The organism is Streptomyces sp. NPDC029151, assembly GCF_055564315.1.
Genome location: NZ_JBVHWQ010000003.1, coordinates 153392 through 169189, shown reverse-complemented (window position 1 = coordinate 169189; position 15798 = coordinate 153392). Strand labels below are relative to the sequence as shown.

Below are 15798 nucleotides of genomic sequence, written 5' to 3'. Positions count from 1 at the left end.
GGCCCGCCGAGGTCCGGCCGCGGTACGGCTCCGGTGCGCGTCCGGGCGCCGTACCCGGCGCCGCGGGACACCCGTTCCCCGGGCGCCACCGCCGTGCGCGCCGTGACGTGGTCCGGCCGCAGGGTGCCGTACCGGCGGGTGGACCGGCCCACCGCCCATCGCGTCCTTCCGACCGGCAGGGGGGCGGCCCGTGCGAGGTGCCGCGGGCCGTACGGGCCGCTACGGCAGCTGCTGCGCCCGGGCGATGAGGAGGGCCACGTCGTCGTGGTTGTCCGGGTGGTGCAGCGTGCGCAGGAGGAGGTCGCAGGCCTCCTCCAGCGGACGGCCCGGGTCGTCCAGCAGGGACAGCAGCGTGGCCAGCCGCTCGTCCAGCGAGTGGCAGCGGGTCTCCACCAGGCCGTCGGTGTAGAAGACCAGCTCGTCGCCCGGCTCGAAGTCGACCGTGACGGTGGAGAAGCCGACCCCGCCCACTCCCAGCGGCACGCCCGTGGGCAGGTCCAGCAGCTCCGCCGGGCGGCCCGGCCGTACCCGGGCCGGCGGCAGATGGCCGGCGTTGGCGATCCGGCACTGGCGCAGATGCGGGTCGTGGACCGCGTAGACGCAGGTGGCGATGGAGTGGTCCAGCGCCGAGGTCGTCTTGTCCAGGTGCTCCAGCAGGCGGGCCGGGTCCAGGTCGAGAGCGGCCAGGGTGGTCGTCGCGGTGCGCAGCCGGCCCATCGTGGCGGCCGCGCTGATCCCGCTGCCCATCACGTCACCGACGACGAGCGCGGTCTTGCCGCCTTCCAGCGGGATGACGTCGAACCAGTCCCCGCCGACCTCGATGGTGGCCCCCGCCGGCTGGTAGCGGGAGGCCACCTCCAGGCCGCTGGTGACCGGAGGGTGACTGGGCAGCAGGCTGCGCTGCAGGGTGAGGGCGGTGTCGCGGGCGTTCTGGTACCAGCGCGCGTTGTCGATCTGCACGGCCGCGCGGGCGGCCAGCTCCCGGGCCAGCAGGACGTCGTCCTCGTCGAAGGGCGCCGGATTGCGGGTGCGTTTGAGGTCGAGCGCGCCCAGCACCTCGCCGCGCGCGATCAGCGGCACCGCCAGGTACGAGTGCAGGCCCGCCCGGCCGAGCAGGACGGCCGCCTCGGGGGAGCGGGCGATGCGCGGCAGGTCCTCGTCCTTGACGTGCGGCACCAGCACCGCCTCGCCGGTGCGCACGCACTCGGTGACCAGGCGGTCGGGCGCGTACCGGGCGATCTGGCCGGGCGGGTCGGCGGCGCGCACGGCGTCGGTGCCGTCCGCCGGACGCACCGCGAGCGCCCGGATCACGGCGGCCTCCGACGGGCCCAGGGTGCTCTGCCGGCCGTCGACCACCGCGTCCAGCAGGTCCACGGCCGCGACGTCGGCCAGCTCCGGCACGGCGACGTCGGCCAGCTCGCACGCGGTGCGGTCCAGTTCGAGCGTGGTCCCGATCCGGGCGGAGGCGTCCGCGATGACCGCGAGCCGGCGCCGCGCGGCCTCCGCCTCGACGGACGCCCGGTGCTGCTCGGTGATGTCGACCATCGACACCGCCACGCCCAGCACCGTTCCCGTCGTGTCCTCCAGCCGGTACAGCGAGTGCGCCCAGGTGTGGTCCTCGTCCGGGTCGGCGGGGGTGCGGCCGACCAGCGTCTCGTCGATGAGGGGCACCCCGGTCTCCAGCACCCGCCGGGCGGCGGCCTCCACGGGGGACGCGGCCAGCGCCGGCAGCACCTCGCGGAGCGTCCGCCCCACGTGCTCGGCGGCCGGCACCCCGTTGATCCTCTCCAGGGCCGGGTTGACCGACACGAACCGCAGCCCGGTGTCGAGCACGGCGTACCCGATCGGTGACTGCTGCACCATCCGCTCGGACAGCGCCACGTCCTGCTCCAGCCGCCGTACGGTCGACTGGTCGGCGGCGAGCCCGAGCGCGTACACGTCACCGCGGTCGTCCAGCAGCCGCATGTTGCGGAACTCCACCAGACGGGTGCTGCCGTCCTTGTGCCGGACCGGGAAGCCGCCCGCCCAGCTCTGCCCGGTGCGCATCACGTCGGCGAAGAGCTTGCCGACCAGCCGGCTGTGCCGCTCGTGCACCATCAGCCGGGCGGCGTGCTGGCCGAGGGCCTCCGGCGCGGTGTAGCCGAAGAGCTCTTCCGCCTGAGGGCTCCACAACACGATCCGGCCGTCGGTGTCCAGCACCACGGACGCCACGCCCAGGACGTCGAGCAGCCCGCCCGGGGGCACCGGCCCGCGGGCCGGCTCGCCGCCCTCCGCCGCCGGAGCCTCGGCTGCACTCATGCCACGCACCGCCTTCGCCCGTCCGCACGGCACGCCGTCCCCCGTGCCGACTCCCCTTGTTCTACCGCGCTCACACCCGACTCTCCGCCGCCTTCGCCCGACTACCTCCACCATCCCTCAACCCGGCGCGGGGCGTCCGCCCAAGCCCGCCGCGCCGGCGCCGCACGCGCGGAGGCCCTGCCGAGACCGTACAGCGATGTCCGGCGGGCCGTGAGAGTTCACGCACAGGGTGTGTTGTTGGCCTGTACATGACCAGCACGCCACGCCAGACTGTCCGCCGACCGAGTGCCACCCCCGCACCGCGCCCGAGGAGTCGGCCATGCCCGCGTCCGCCCGGCCACGCTGTCACGCAGTCCTCGCCGGACTCGTCACCTTCGTCACCGCCGCCGTCGTGTCCCTCGCCGCACCCACGCCCGCGGGCGCGGCCGACGCCTGGACCGAGACCGGCTCCGACCGAGCCGACCCGCTGACCGAGAGCCAGGGCCTGACCTCGGTCGAGGTGCCCGCGGGAAGCCCCAACCACTACACCGGCATCGGCACCATCCCCCTCGGGGTCTCCAGCCGCGGCTGGAACCACGTCGGCGACCCCGACGCCTCGTACGACGGCCACTCCATCGAGCCCTACCAGCGGGACTCCGGCAACTCCAAGATGTTCCGCGTGCGGGCGCCCGGCGGCACCTGGTCGGAGTACGTCCACACGCTCGGCGCGGGCGAGGCGCTGAACAACTCGTGGGTCGCCGTCTCGCCCGACGGCCAGTGGATGCTGTCCGGCGAGTGGGGCACCATGACCCGTCTGCTCGTCTTCCCCACCCCGGGCGTCAACCCCTCCACCTCGCCCTCGCAGAACCTCCCGCAGGTGTCGACCGTCCGCCTCGACCACGCCGTCCGTGACGTCCAGGGCTGTGACTTCTCCGGCCCGACCACCCTGCTGTGCTCCTCCGACGATCCGGAGGGCAGCCTCTTCGGGCTCACCAAACCGCTGCTCCAGATCGACCTGTCGGCCGCGCCGAACGGCACCACGGACGTCTCCGGCCATGTCACCGCACTGCGCCGGCTGCCGCTGCGCAGCTCCTGCTCGGGCGCGTTCGAGGTGGAGGGCATCGACTACGACCGCCGTACCGGCATCCTGCGCGTGATCGTGATCTCGCCCGGCTTCTGTGTGCTGACGGACAGCAAGACGTACAAGTTCTCCCGCGGCTGAGGTGTGTCCGGCGGCCGGTGATGCTTTGCTGAAGGGATGGACGCGGTGCGGTGGGGTACTCCGTTCCACTGCAGCGTGGTCATGAAAGGAGCGATCAATGGCAGACACGGAGCGGTCGCATCCGGAAACCGTCTCGGTGGAGATCAGCGGGTATTCGACGGACGACGCCCGGCTCGTCTTCGAAGCGCTCAGCGCCTGCTTCGCCTCCGACCGGGCTCCCGAGGAAGTACCGCAGCAACTCCACGAGACGCGTCCGATGGTGTGGCTGGGCACGTACGACGTCGCGGAGGCCCGTGGCGGGGGCTGCCCGCCCGTCCACCTGACGTCCCCCGTCCAGGCGGACGTCCAGGGCAGCTACTGGGCGGTGGAGCGCTTCCGCCACACCCTGGACTCGATGTTCAACGTGCAGGAGACCTGCACGGCCTCGGGCGACCAGGAGCGGGACCTGCACCTGCGGCTGGAGAGCCGCTGACCCGCACGGCAGCGCCCCGGCCGGCCTCTCGCCGGCCGGGGCGCCGGCGCGCCGCTCCGCAGCTCCGTGACCGTCCGCCGTGACGCGCGCCGCCCTGCCGACGGCTTCGCGCCGGACGTTTTTCCAGCCCCACTCTGTACATACCAGTCGGTACAGAGTGGCCGGTGTCACCGCCGTCCGGTTGTGCAACTAGTTGCATAAAGCGGCGGGCTTCCTCTACAACAAGAGGCGGACGACACCGCGCACGGAGGGCCCCATGAGCCGTTACCCGCACCTGATGACCCCGCTCGACCTGGGCTTCACCACGCTGCCCAACCGCGTGCTCATGGGCTCGATGCACGTCGGCCTGGAGGAGGCCGACCGCGGCTTCGAGCGGATGGCGGCGTTCTACGCGGCCCGCGCGCGCGGGGGAGTGGGGCTCATCGTCACCGGCGGTATCGCCCCCAACGACGAGGGGCGGCCCTACGAGGGCGGAGCCAGGCTCACCACCGAGGCGGAGGCCGAGCAGCACAAGGTGGTCACCGAGGCCGTGCACCGCGAGGGCGGCCGGATCGCCATGCAGATCCTGCACTTCGGCCGGTACGCCTACCACCAGGACCTCGTCGCGCCGAGCCCCCTCCAGGCGCCGATCAGCCCCTTCGTGCCCCGTGAGCTGACCGAGGCCGACATCGAGCGCACCATCGGGGACTACGCCCGCGCCGCCCGCCTGGCCCGGCAGGCCGGCTACGACGGCGTGGAGATCATGGGCTCCGAGGGCTACCTGATCAACGAGTTCATCGCCGCGCAGACGAACCAGCGCACCGACCGCTGGGGCGGCTCGTACGAGAACCGGATGCGTTTCCCCGTCGAGATCGTCCGGCGGGTCCGCGAGGCCGTCGGCGAGGACTTCATCGTCATCTACCGGCTGTCCATGCTGGACCTGGTCCCCGGCGGCTCCTCGCTGGACGAGGTGATCGCGCTCGGCAGGGCCGTCGAGGCCGCCGGTGCCACGATCATCAACACCGGCATCGGCTGGCACGAGGCCCGCATCCCCACCATCGCCACCTCCGTCCCGCGCGGCGCCTACACCTGGGTCACCAAGAAGCTCATGGGCGAGGTCTCCGTGCCCCTGGTGACCACCAACCGCATCAACACCCCGGAGCTCGCCGAGGAACTGCTGGCCGACGGCTGCGCGGACATGGTCTCCATGGCCCGGCCGATGCTCGCCGACCCCGACTTCGTCGCCAAGGCGGCCGCCGGCACCCCGGAGGCCATCAACACCTGCATCGGCTGCAACCAGGCCTGCCTCGACCACACCTTCAGCGGCCGGATCACCTCCTGCCTGGTCAACCCGCGCGCCTGCCACGAGACCGAGCTGGTCCTCGCGCCGACCCGGCTGAAGAAGCGCGTCGCCGTCGTGGGTGCCGGTCCGGCCGGACTCGCCTGCGCCGTCTCCGCCGCCGAACGCGGCCACGCCGTCACGCTGTTCGACGCCGCGAGCCGGATCGGCGGACAGCTCAACATCGCCCGCAAGGTGCCCGGCAAGCAGGAGTTCGACGAGACCCTGCGCTACTTCCGCCACCAGCTCGACGCCCACGGCGTCGACGTACGCCTGGACACCTGGGTGGACGCCGGCGACCTGGAGGGCTACGACGAGGTCGTCGTCGCCACCGGCGTCACCCCGCGCACCCCGGACATCCCCGGCATCGACCACCCCCGCGTCCTCGGCTACCTCGACGTGCTGCGCGACGGCGCCCCCGTCGGCGACCGCGTCGCCATCCTCGGCGCCGGCGGCATCGGCTTCGACGTCGCCGAGTTCCTCACCGACGGCGGCGACAAGGCGAGCGAGGACCCGCGGACCTACTTCCGCCACTGGGGCGTCGACATGGACTACCGGGCACCCGGCGGCCTCGCCGCCCCCGAGCGGCCCGCCGCGCCCCGCCAGATCCACCTGCTCCAGCGCAAGACCACCAAGGTCGGCGCCGGACTCGGCAAGACCACCGGCTGGATCCACCGCACCGAGCTGAAGCACCGGGGCGTGACCATGGTGCCGGGCGTGCGCTACGACCGGATCGACGACGCCGGCCTGCACATCACCGTCGGCGAGGAGAGCACCGTCCTGGACGTCGACACCGTGGTCCTCTGCACCGGCCAGGAGCCGCGCCGCGACCTCTACGAGGAGCTGGTCGCCGCCGGCCGCAGCGCGCACCTGATCGGCGGCGCCGACGTGGCCGCCGAACTGGACGCCAAGCGCGCCATCAAGCAGGGCACCGAGCTGGCGGCTGCCCTGTAGGCACCCAGGGGGGCCGCGGGCGCGGTCCCTAGGATGAGCCCATGTCCCTCCCGCACGCGATCCTCACCGCCCTGCTGGAAAAGCCCTCGTCCGGGCTGGAGCTGACCCGCCGGTTCGACAAGTCGATCGGCTACTTCTGGTCCGCGACGCACCAGCAGATCTACCGCGAGCTGGGGAAGCTGGAGGCCGGGGGCCTCATCCGCGCGCTGCCGTCCGCACAGCCGGCCCGCGGGCAGAAGAAGAGCTACGAGGTCCTGTCCGCGGGCCGTGCCGAACTGGCCCGCTGGACCGCCGCCGCGCAGGACCCGCGGACGATGCGGGACCCGCTCCTGCTGCGGCTGCGCGCGGCGGCCGTGGTCGGCACCGCCGGTCTGGAGGCCGACCTGCGCCGCCACCTCCGGCTGCACCGGCGGCAGCTGGCCGAGTACCAGGAGATCGAGAAGCGCGACTTCCCGCCGGAGCGGGACACCCCCGAGGACCGGCTGCGCCACCTGGTCCTGCGGGCCGGCATCGACCTGGAGACCTTCTGGACCCAGTGGCTCACGCACGCCCTGGCGGAGTTCGCGGAACTGCCCGCTGAGGAGCGCGAGCAGAGCTGACTCAGAGCCGGTACGGCTTCGAGCGGCGGCGCAGCACCCAGGCGGTGGCCACGATCCCGGCGCCGACCAGGGCGCCGCCGACCCCCATGGTCAGCGGGCCGTAGTCGCGGGCCGCGCCGCCGAGACCGCCCATCACACCGCGCGACGGAGCGGGGCTGGACGTCGAGGAGGTCGTGGGGCGCGCGGGGCTCGCCGGCGCGGAGACGATCACCGACTGGCTGCCCGCGGTGGCGCCGCTGGAGCAGACCACGACCACGGTGTACGTCCCCGGGCTCACCGCCGACCAGGCGGCGGACTGGCTGACGGAGGTGCCGGACAGGGCCACCTGCCGGCCCTGGGCGAAGTTCGCCTGCCGGCTGTTGAGCAAAGCCGCGGTGCCCCAGCTGCCGTTGATCTGGGTGCACGCGCTGGTGACCACCGACACGGCGGAGCCGGTGGTGCTGACCGAGATGCCCGAGACGGCGGCGGACGGCCCGGCGAGCGCGGCCGGGAGCGCGGCGGCGGCCGCCAGGGTCAGGCCGGAGCGGAGCGGAAGTCGCGAGTTGTCCATGGGCTGGCCTCCGGCGGCACGGTTGGCGGTACGTCCCATGCGCCGCCGAGGGTCGGAAACGTCCGTGCTGCCTCAACCGCAGCCAACGCGGCCCCGGACCCGCACGCACGCGGGGCGGACCCGGTCGGGTGACGGGCTCCGCCGACCGGCGCACCGGCGCGCCGGTCAGCCGCCCGTGGTCACCGTCCGCTCCGCCGACCAGCCGCCCCACGTGCCGTCCGGCAGCCGTGCCCGCAGCCGTACCCGGTGTTCCTCGCCGGTGGCGGTGCCCACGTAGAAGCTGTGCCGGGCCCGGCCGCGCGGCGGTGTGCCGCCCCAGACGAGCGAGGTGGCCGCGGTCCCGTCCAGCTGGATCTGGTACTCGGCGATCACGCCGTCCGCGCTCGGCGGGTCCCAGGCGAGGTCGATGGAGAAGGCGCCACCGGAGCGGTGGGTGGCGGCGGTGAAGGCGGTGGGCGCGGTGCTGCGGCCGTCGTCGCCGCCCGGGGTGGTGAGGCGGACCGGCGCGCCGGCAGGGGAGAGGTTGTCGGCGGCGTCCCGGGCCCGGACGGTGAAGACGTACCGCCTGCCGGGGCGCAGGCCGGTGACGACGGCGGCGGTCTGGTTCCCGCCGACGCTGTGGATCTTCACCCCGCCCTGGTAGACGTCGTACGACACCACACCCCGGTCGTCCCGGGACGCGCCCCAGCCCAGCTGGACCGCGCGGCTGCCCACGGCCCGCCCGGTGGCCGGCCCCGGCCGGGACGGTGCCGACCGGTCGGACGCCGTCGCGGCCGGCGTCCGCGCCCGCACCGCGCGGCTCGGCGGGCCCAGCCGGCCCTCGGCGCCCCGCGCCCGCACGGTGAAGGCGTACATGGTCGACGGCCTGAGCCTGGTGACGTCCACCATGTGTTGCGAAGCCGGTACTTCGGCCACTTTCGTGGTGCCGCGATAGACCTCGTAGCCACGGACCCCGGAAGATGCCGGGGCCGCGTTCCACATCACGTGCACGCTGGTGGCGCTGCCCGCCGCGGCGGTGATCCCGGCCGGAGCCCCGGGCGCCCCTCCCTCGCCGCCTTCGTCGGCCCGGCTCCAGCCGCAGGACGCCACCAGCAGCAGCGATCCGCAGACCAGCGCGAGCGGGACAGGAACGCGTCGCACGGCTGTGCCTCCTGGACGGCCTCGGCAGCACGTAAAGGTCCGGACCAATATGGCCCGCCGGGTGCGGCCACAGCAAGAGGGCCGTGTTGGTGACCATCGCCGGACCTTACGTATGCTGAATCCCCCTACGGCTGAACTACCCGAGAGGGCAGGGAAGTTCATGCCTGTGGCGCGGACACGCTGTCGTCGCCGATCCCGCGCCGGCGCGGGTGGCCGGGGGTCCGGGAAGACACCGGCCGGACCCCCGGCCCCTGTTGTCCCCGCCCGACCCGCCATGTGGACCTATCCGTTCCCTCACGGGGTGTCAGCGGCGTGCTCCATCCGGCCCCTTCGCGGCGGCCCCCGTCGCCGGGCGCCCGGACCCGCACCACAGTGTGCTGCACGTTCGCCTTGTCCCCGACGAGAGGGTCCCTCATCGTGCGTGTCCCGTCGCTGACCCTGGCCGCGGCCGGCGCCGTCCTGATCGCCCCGGCGGCGCTGCCCGCCCCCGCCACCGCCGTTCCGCCCCGCGAGCGGTCCGTGGCCCGCGGCGACGGTGCGGTCACCGCCGCCGAGCTGCTGGCCCGGACCGGCACGTGCACCCGGCTCTCCCGGGGCCGCTACCGCACCGACGCCGGCGATCCCGCGACCGTCCGCGTGTGCGGCACCCGCGACGCCGTCTTCTGGAAGGCCGACCTGGACATCGACTGCGACGGCCGGCCCAGCGCCCGCTGCAACCGCCGCACCGACCCGGTGTTCGCCGCCGCCACCGCCTTCCAGCAGTCCGACGGCCGGTACCTCAGCGCCGAGAACCTGCCCTACATCGTGGTCCCGCCGCCGAGTCACCGCTGGAACCCCCGCGCGTACGGCGTCCGTGGCGGCTCTGTGGCCGCCGTCCTCTACCGCGGCCGGGTGCAGTACGCGGTCGTCGGCGACACCGGGCCCCGGGACGTCATCGGCGAGGCCTCCTACGCCACCGCCCGCGGCCTCGGCATCCCCGCCGACCCGCGCGAGGGCGGGGTGCCCTCGGGCGTGACCTACATCGTCTTCCGGGACTCCCGCGTCAGCCCCATCGAGGACCACGCGGCGGCCGTCACGGAGGGACGGCGGCTGGCCAGGCAGTTCGTCGCCAGGCACTGACCGGCCCGGCGACGCGCTCCCCGGCGCGCTGACCCGCCCGGGCCCCCGCCGCACCGACCGGCCCGGCGGCGCGGACGGCGGCGCGCTCTCCGCTGCCCCGGCGCACCGGCCGGCCCCCGGGCCCGGACACTCCTGTCACAGTGATCGGCGTCGCCCCGACCGGCCCGGCGCGCCGGTACGCCGGCGCACCGCACCGCACCGGCCGGCCCCAGCGCGCCGGGCCCCCGCGTCGACCAGCCGGGGGCGCCGGCCCCCGTCACACCTTCCGGTAGGCGTACGCCTCCGCCGCCGCGGCCTCCACCGCGTCCAGGTCCCCGCCCGCGGCGGCGGTGACCACCGCGGCCACCGCCCCCTCCACGAACGGCGCGTCGACCAGGCGCGTGCCCTCCGGGAGTTCGTCGCCCTCGGCGAGCAGCGCCTTCACCGTGAGCACCGCGCTGCCCAGGTCGGTGAGGACCGCCACCCCGGCGCCCCGGTCCACGGAGGCCGCTGCCGCCGAGACCAGCTCGGCACTGGTGCCGAGCCCGCCGCCCTCGACGCCGCCCGCCGCCGCCACGGGGACCGCGCCGGCCCCGCCCGCCAGGCCCTTCGCCAGCTCGGCGACCGAGGCGGCGACCTCCGCGCTGTGCGACACCAGCACGATCCCCACCCGCTTGTCCTCACTCACCGTCCGCCTCCGCCGTGTCGGCCAGCGCGGCGATCAGCAGCGCCGACGAGGTCGCCCCCGGATCCTGGTGGCCGATGCTGCGCTCGCCCAGATAACTGGCCCGGCCCTTGCGTGCCTGCAGGGGGGTCGTGGCCACCGCCCCCTCCTCAGCCGCGGCCCGCGCGGCGGCGAACCCGTTCCCGAGCGCGTCCACGGCCGGCACCAGGGCGTCGATCATCGTCTTGTCGCCGGGCGCCGCCCCGCCGAGCTTCATCACCCCGTCCACACCCGCGCGCAGCGCCTCGGCCACCTGTTCCGCGCCCACCTCCTCGGCGTCGCCGAGCGCCTTGCCGGCGCGGCGCAGCAGGGTGCCGTACAGCGGGCCGGACGCGCCGCCGACCGTCGAGATCAACTGCCGCCCGGCCAGGGTCAGGACGGCGCCCGGCGTGTCCGGCGCCTCCTTCTCCAGGGCGGCCGTCACGGCCCTGAACCCGCGCTGCAGATTGCTGCCGTGGTCGGCGTCCCCGATGGCCGAGTCGAGAGCGGTGAGCCGTTCCGCCTCGCGGTCGACGGACGCGGCGGCCGCCGTCATCCAACGGCGGAAGAAGTCGGCGTCGAGCACTGGATCTCCTTGCGTGGTAGGGCCGTTGACCAAGCCACCGGTCCGGTGGCCGCCTGCTCCGCCGGATCACATACCCCAGCGCAGCGCCGGCGTGCTCACCGGCGCGTCCCACAGCCGCAGCAGCTCCTCGTCCGCCTGGCACAGCGTCACCGAGGCACCCGCCATGTCCAGGGAGGTGACGTAGTTGCCGACGAGGGTGCGGGCCACGGCGACACCGCGTTCCCGGAGCACCCGCTGCACCTCGGCGTTGAAGCCGTACAGCTCCAGCAGCGGCGTCGCGCCCATGCCGTTGACCAGCACCAGGACCGGACTGCGCGGCGGCATGTCCTCCAGGACCGCGTTCACCGCGAAGTCGGCGATCTCCCCGGACGTCATCATCGGCCGCCGTTCCCGGCCCGGCTCGCCGTGGATGCCGATGCCCAGCTCCAGCTCGCCGTCCGGCAGATCGAAGGTCGGGCTGCCCTTCGCCGGGGTCGTACAGGCGCTCAGGGCCACACCGAAGCTGCGGGAGTTCTCGTTGACCTGCCGGCCGATCGCCTCCACCCGCTCCAGCGGCTGCCCCTCGGCCGCGGCGGCGCCCGCGATCTTCTCCACGAAGAGCGTCGCGCCGGTACCGCGCCGGCCCGCCGTGTACAGGCTGTCGGTCACCGCGACGTCGTCGTTCACCAGCACCTTGGCGACCTGGATGCCCTCGTCCTCGGCCAGCTCGGCCGCCATGTCGAAGTTCAGCACGTCCCCGGTGTAGTTCTTCACCACGAACAGCACACCGGCGCCGCTGTCCACGGCCGCCGCGGCGCGCGCCATCTGGTCGGGCACCGGCGAGGTGAACACCTCTCCGGGGCAGGCCGCGGCGAGCATCCCGGGGCCCACGAACCCGCCGTGCAGCGGCTCGTGCCCGGAACCGCCGCCCGACACCAGCCCCACCTGTCCGGCCACGGGGGCGTCCCGGCGGACGATCACCCGGTTCTCCACGTCCACGTTCAGGTCCGGATACGCGGCCGCCAGCCCGCGCAGCGCGTCCGCCACGACGGTCTCCGGCACGTTGATCAGCATCCTCATGGGTGTCTCCTCGTGGGCTGAGCACTGGGATTCGTTGACTGCGGTCCGAGGCGGGTCGTCTTCCACGGGTCGTGGCGGGCTGTGGCGGTCGTGGCTCACCTTCCGCCGGCGTCGTGCCGACGCCGGCGGCGATGCGTCGGGTGCTGCCGGCCGCCCGCTGGGGGCGGCCCCCGACGCGTCTACTGGCAGTATCGGCCTTGCGGCGGCGAAGGTCACCTGCGCCGCCGGCCGCGCGCCTCCCGGTGCCCCGGGCGGCCATGCTCGCCGGCGGTGCCGCGGCGGCGAAGGCCGTGCGCGTCGCACGCTTCCGTCCGGGCCGGTGGGGGAACTCGGCGGACGGGGACCCTTCGGGCCGCCGACCGGCGGAGGAGGTGCCGTTGCCGTGGACGACTGGGAGACCTGGGAGAAGCCCGACGAGATACGGCTGTCACTGCGCGAGCGGCTCGTGCTGGCGCGGATCGAGGCCGGACTGCGTCAGGACCGGCGGTTCGCGCGCCGTATGGGCCGTACCCGCCGTGGGGGCCGCACGCGCCGTGCGGGCCGCGCGCGCCGGGAGGTGTGGCTGCCGGCGGCGGTGCTGCTGCTGACGGTCGCGTCGGTGTTCGTCGCCGTCATGGGCATCCGCACGTCGGACCCCGCGCTGCTGTGGTGCTTCGCGCTGCTGTGGCCGCTGACCCTGCTCCAGGCCTTCCGGCTGCTGTGCCGCGCGGCCCGTGCCCGCTCCGGCCGCGGCTCCCGGGCCACACCGTGGCTCTGACCCGCACTCGGCCCGGCCCCGCCGGAGCCCGTGGAACCCGAAGAAGCCGAAGAAGACATGCGAAAGGGGCCGGGCACGTGCCCGGCCCCACGGGGAGCGCCTCGTCAGCTCTTCGCGTCCGTCTGCTCTCCGCGCCCCGTCAGCTCTCCTTGCCGCGCCCCGACATCATGTCGCGCAGACGGTCGACCAGACCGGCTCCCGGTGCCAGCAGCTTGTTGGCCGGGGGAGTGTCCGGCGCCGAGGGGTGCGGGCGGGTGGGGGCCATCTTCTTCGCCCGGCGCACCTTGTCCCCGAGGTCCATCAGCGCGTCCGGCGTACACGCCGCCTCCAGCTGCGGGAAGAGGTTCTGCTCCTCGTCCGTCACATGGGACCGGATCTCGCTCATCAGCCGCGTCATGAGCGTGTCGAAGCGGGGATCGTCCGCCTCGCAGCTCTCCAGGTCCTTCATGATCTGCTCGGCCTCGGCGTGGTCCTCGAGCTCCTTGTCGGCCAGGGCGTCCCCGCCGGTCAGGTGCTCCCGCACCGCCGGGTACAGGTAGGCCTCCTCCGCGACCGAGTGCCGGACCAGCTCCATCGTGGCCTGGTCGCACAGGGTCTTGCGCTCCGCGGAGCCGGGCGGCAGAGCCTCGATGCGGCCGAAGATCTCCTCGACCTCGCGATGGTCGGTGATCAGCTCCTGGATGACGTTCCCGCCGTGACCCATGGTCGTTACCTCCTGCGTGAAACGCGGCGGCCCGTGGAAGGCCGGCCGTCGCCGCGCCGAGTGCCCCGAGCCCGGCGCGCTACACGGCCCCCCGGGCCCCGTCAGCCCATCGAGTGGCAGGCGGCGGCCGACCGGCCCCCCTCCGACAGCGCCCACTCCCACCAGTGGTCCAGGATCTCCGGAGCCAGCTCGTCCGCCGGCACCAGCGCAGGCCAGCCCAGGGCGCGGGCCTGCGCGCCGACCTTGGCGCCGCCCGCCACCGGGTCGACGGCGATCACGGGGATGCCGCTGCGCAGCGCCAGCACCAGGCCGTGCAGCCGGGTGGTGACGACCACGTCGAAGCGGGCGACCAGGGCGAGGAACTGCTCGGCGGTGGCGCACAGCCGCCAGTCGTCGACGGCCAGCCGGGTGTCGGCGGATACGCGCGCACAGTCCTTGCCGGCCAGCCAGCCGGTGATCCGGTCGCTCACCTCCGTGTGCCGACGGCGCCCGGCGTACTCGCCCTGGCCGTGCGTGAGCACCACCCCGGCCACCGGCGGCCGCGGTCCCGCCGGAGCCCCGGCCGCCAGGTCCCGCCGGGCCGGGGCGCCGGTGCCGTCGCGGGCGACGACCGCGTGGAAGCCGGTGGCCGCGGGGTCCGCCGGGTCGACCACCGAGACCCCGGCCGCGAGTCGTCTGCAGAACCTGAACCTGTCATGGAGGGCGGCCACTTGGGGCCCGTGCACGGGACCGCACACGAAGAGCAGCGTGTCGTACGTCCCCGGGTGGGCCGTCTCCAGGGACAGCGCGCCGGGCCGGAAGCCGGGGCTCCACGCCGTGTCGTGCGGGATACCGGCTCTGTTCAGCGCGGCGGACATGTGCGCCTGCGCGAGGACGTCCCCGGCCGTGGCCTCCCCGTCCCGGAAGCTGAACCAGCCGGTGAGCAGCAGCCGTCGGGGGGTCCGGCCGGACGCCCCGAGCGTGCGCAGCGCGGCGTCCGTGACCTCGTCGTGCATGAGTCCTCCACCGTGACCAGCGGGATCACCGGGGCGTAGGAGTCGCGCGAGTACCCCTGGTTCCGGAGAATAAGAATCCAACGTGTGAAACCAACTGGCACGGGAACTCAGCTGCCAGTGCCGTCCAGCCAGCGGCGGCCACCCCAGGGCGGTCCTCCCGATTCAGCGGGGACCCGAACCCTGTCCTCTCCCTCTCCCACGGGCCGACGACGTCGGGCCCGTCGACGCGACACGCGCCGAACACCCGCACACAGCCCCTCCGACCTGCGGAGCGAGGCTCTCGGGGCCGCGCACGAGACGCGGACGACGTGCACGAAGGACGACGAAGGAACAGCCCCATGACTGGTGACACACCGTTCTCCTGGCGGCGCGCCCTCGTGACCGGCGGCGCCGGATTCCTCGGCTCCCACCTGTGCGAGCGCCTGCTGGATTCAGGGGTCGAAGTCGACTGCGCCGACAACCTGGTCTGCGGGCGCCGCGAGAACGTCGCGCACCTGGAGGACCGGCCCGGTTTCCGCTACGTGCACGGCGACGTCTGCGCACCCAAGTGCGCCGGGCGCCTGCCGGGCCCGTACGACCTGGTCCTGCACTTCGCCTGCCCGGCCTCGCCCGCCGACTACCTGCGGATGCCGCTGCAGACCCTGGACGTGGGCAGCCTCGGCACCCGCAACGCCCTGGCGATCGCCGAACGCGACGGCGCCCGCCTGCTGCTCGCCTCCACCTCGGAGGTGTACGGCGATCCGCTGGTCCACCCGCAGCACGAGGGCTACTGGGGCAACGTGAACCCGGTCGGACCGCGCAGCGTGTACGACGAGTCCAAGCGGTTCGCCGAGGCCCTGGTGACCGCGCACGCGGGCACCCACGGCACGAACGCCGGCATAGTGCGGCTGTTCAACACCTACGGCCCGCGCATGCGGGCCCACGACGGCCGCGCGGTGCCCACGTTCATCTGCCAGGCCCTCGCCGGCGAGCCGCTCACGGTGACCGGCGACGGCAGCCAGACCCGCTCCCTGTGTTACGTGGACGACACCGTCGACGGCATCCTGCGGGTGGCCGAGAGCCGGTCGGTCCGGCCGGTGAACATCGGCGGCAGCGAAGAGATCACCATGGCGGACCTGGCCCGCCGGATCGTCGCCCTGACCGGTTCCCGCTCGCCGATCGCGTTCGTCGACCGGCCCGTCGACGACCCCGGCCGCCGCCGCCCCGACACCACCCTCGCGCGCGAGCTGCTCGGCTGGTCGCCGCAGGTGCCGTGGGAGGAGGGCCTGAAGCAGACGATCGCCTACTTCGCCGCCCTGCTCCCGGAACCGGCCCAGCCCGCGGCGGAACCCCCTCGGTCCTGACCCGGCCCCCCGCCCTTCCCCG

At 74.3% G+C, this 15798-nt stretch carries 15 protein-coding genes; 7 read left to right on the top strand and 8 right to left on the bottom strand.

Going from position 1 to position 15798, the window contains the following annotated elements:
• Nucleotides 1-219 precede the first annotated feature (219 nt).
• On the bottom strand, nucleotides 220-2298 hold the full coding sequence (locus ACZ4VF_RS13710) for a SpoIIE family protein phosphatase (RefSeq protein WP_467925881.1): 2079 nt from the start codon (nucleotides 2296-2298) through the stop codon (nucleotides 220-222).
• Between the two features lie 319 nt (nucleotides 2299-2617).
• On the opposite strand from ACZ4VF_RS13710, the gene ACZ4VF_RS13705 reads away from it, so the two are divergent.
• From ACZ4VF_RS13705 to ACZ4VF_RS13690, 4 genes are all read left to right on the top strand, one after another.
• The gene (locus tag ACZ4VF_RS13705; RefSeq protein WP_467925880.1) at nucleotides 2618-3499 is read left to right on the top strand and encodes a hypothetical protein; all 882 of its coding nucleotides are present in this window, start codon (nucleotides 2618-2620) and stop codon (nucleotides 3497-3499) included.
• A 97-nt stretch (nucleotides 3500-3596) separates the two neighbouring features.
• Complete coding sequence (locus ACZ4VF_RS13700) at nucleotides 3597-3971, top strand: hypothetical protein (protein ID WP_467925879.1); 375 nt, start codon at nucleotides 3597-3599, stop codon at nucleotides 3969-3971.
• Nucleotides 3972-4227: 256 nt separating this feature from the next.
• Nucleotides 4228-6243: an oxidoreductase gene (locus ACZ4VF_RS13695; RefSeq protein WP_467925877.1), complete on the top strand. Its 2016-nt coding sequence runs from the start codon at nucleotides 4228-4230 to the stop codon at nucleotides 6241-6243.
• 41 nt (nucleotides 6244-6284) lie between these two features.
• Nucleotides 6285-6842, top strand: coding sequence for a PadR family transcriptional regulator (locus ACZ4VF_RS13690; RefSeq protein ID WP_467925876.1), 558 nt, complete (start codon nucleotides 6285-6287; stop codon nucleotides 6840-6842).
• A gap of 1 nt (nucleotide 6843) precedes the next feature.
• Here ACZ4VF_RS13690 and ACZ4VF_RS13685 read toward each other — a convergent pair whose 3' ends face one another.
• Complete coding sequence (locus tag ACZ4VF_RS13685) at nucleotides 6844-7392, bottom strand: hypothetical protein (RefSeq protein ID WP_467925875.1); 549 nt, start codon at nucleotides 7390-7392, stop codon at nucleotides 6844-6846.
• Between the two features lie 165 nt (nucleotides 7393-7557).
• Nucleotides 7558-8532, bottom strand: a complete 975-nt coding sequence (locus tag ACZ4VF_RS13680; protein WP_467925873.1) for a fibronectin type III domain-containing protein — start codon at nucleotides 8530-8532, stop codon at nucleotides 7558-7560.
• Between the two features lie 417 nt (nucleotides 8533-8949).
• Between ACZ4VF_RS13680 and ACZ4VF_RS13675 the strand changes: the two genes are divergently transcribed.
• The gene (locus ACZ4VF_RS13675; RefSeq protein WP_467925872.1) at nucleotides 8950-9651 is read left to right on the top strand and encodes a glycoside hydrolase family 75 protein; all 702 of its coding nucleotides are present in this window, start codon (nucleotides 8950-8952) and stop codon (nucleotides 9649-9651) included.
• A 256-nt stretch (nucleotides 9652-9907) separates the two neighbouring features.
• On the opposite strand, the gene ACZ4VF_RS13670 is transcribed toward ACZ4VF_RS13675, so the two are convergent.
• The 3 genes from ACZ4VF_RS13670 to dhaK form a co-directional block, all read right to left on the bottom strand.
• A complete protein-coding gene (locus ACZ4VF_RS13670) occupies nucleotides 9908-10318 on the bottom strand; it encodes a PTS sugar transporter subunit IIA domain-containing protein (RefSeq protein ID WP_467925871.1) in 411 nt (136 codons plus the stop codon).
• Entirely contained in the window at nucleotides 10311-10919 is a 609-nt protein-coding gene (gene dhaL, locus ACZ4VF_RS13665; protein ID WP_467925869.1) for a dihydroxyacetone kinase subunit DhaL, read from the bottom strand. The genes ACZ4VF_RS13670 and dhaL overlap by 8 nt, the downstream gene beginning before the upstream one ends.
• A 66-nt stretch (nucleotides 10920-10985) precedes the next feature.
• On the bottom strand, nucleotides 10986-11978 hold the full coding sequence (gene dhaK, locus ACZ4VF_RS13660) for a dihydroxyacetone kinase subunit DhaK (protein ID WP_467925867.1): 993 nt from the start codon (nucleotides 11976-11978) through the stop codon (nucleotides 10986-10988).
• Nucleotides 11979-12360: 382 nt separating this feature from the next.
• On the opposite strand from dhaK, the gene ACZ4VF_RS13655 reads away from it, so the two are divergent.
• Complete coding sequence (locus ACZ4VF_RS13655; RefSeq protein WP_467925865.1) at nucleotides 12361-12735, top strand: DUF3040 domain-containing protein; 375 nt, start codon at nucleotides 12361-12363, stop codon at nucleotides 12733-12735.
• Between the two features lie 139 nt (nucleotides 12736-12874).
• Here the strand turns inward: ACZ4VF_RS13655 and ACZ4VF_RS13650 are convergent, their stop codons facing one another.
• On the bottom strand, nucleotides 12875-13438 hold the full coding sequence (locus tag ACZ4VF_RS13650; RefSeq protein WP_467925864.1) for a hemerythrin domain-containing protein: 564 nt from the start codon (nucleotides 13436-13438) through the stop codon (nucleotides 12875-12877).
• A gap of 101 nt (nucleotides 13439-13539) precedes the next feature.
• The gene (locus tag ACZ4VF_RS13645; RefSeq protein ID WP_467925863.1) at nucleotides 13540-14433 is read right to left on the bottom strand and encodes a polysaccharide pyruvyl transferase family protein; all 894 of its coding nucleotides are present in this window, start codon (nucleotides 14431-14433) and stop codon (nucleotides 13540-13542) included.
• Nucleotides 14434-14771: 338 nt separating this feature from the next.
• Between ACZ4VF_RS13645 and ACZ4VF_RS13640 the strand changes: the two genes are divergently transcribed.
• Nucleotides 14772-15776 carry an NAD-dependent epimerase/dehydratase family protein gene (locus tag ACZ4VF_RS13640; protein WP_467925861.1) on the top strand — a complete coding sequence of 335 codons (1005 nt, stop codon included), beginning with the start codon at nucleotides 14772-14774 and terminating at the stop codon, nucleotides 15774-15776.
• Nucleotides 15777-15798 lie beyond the last annotated feature (22 nt).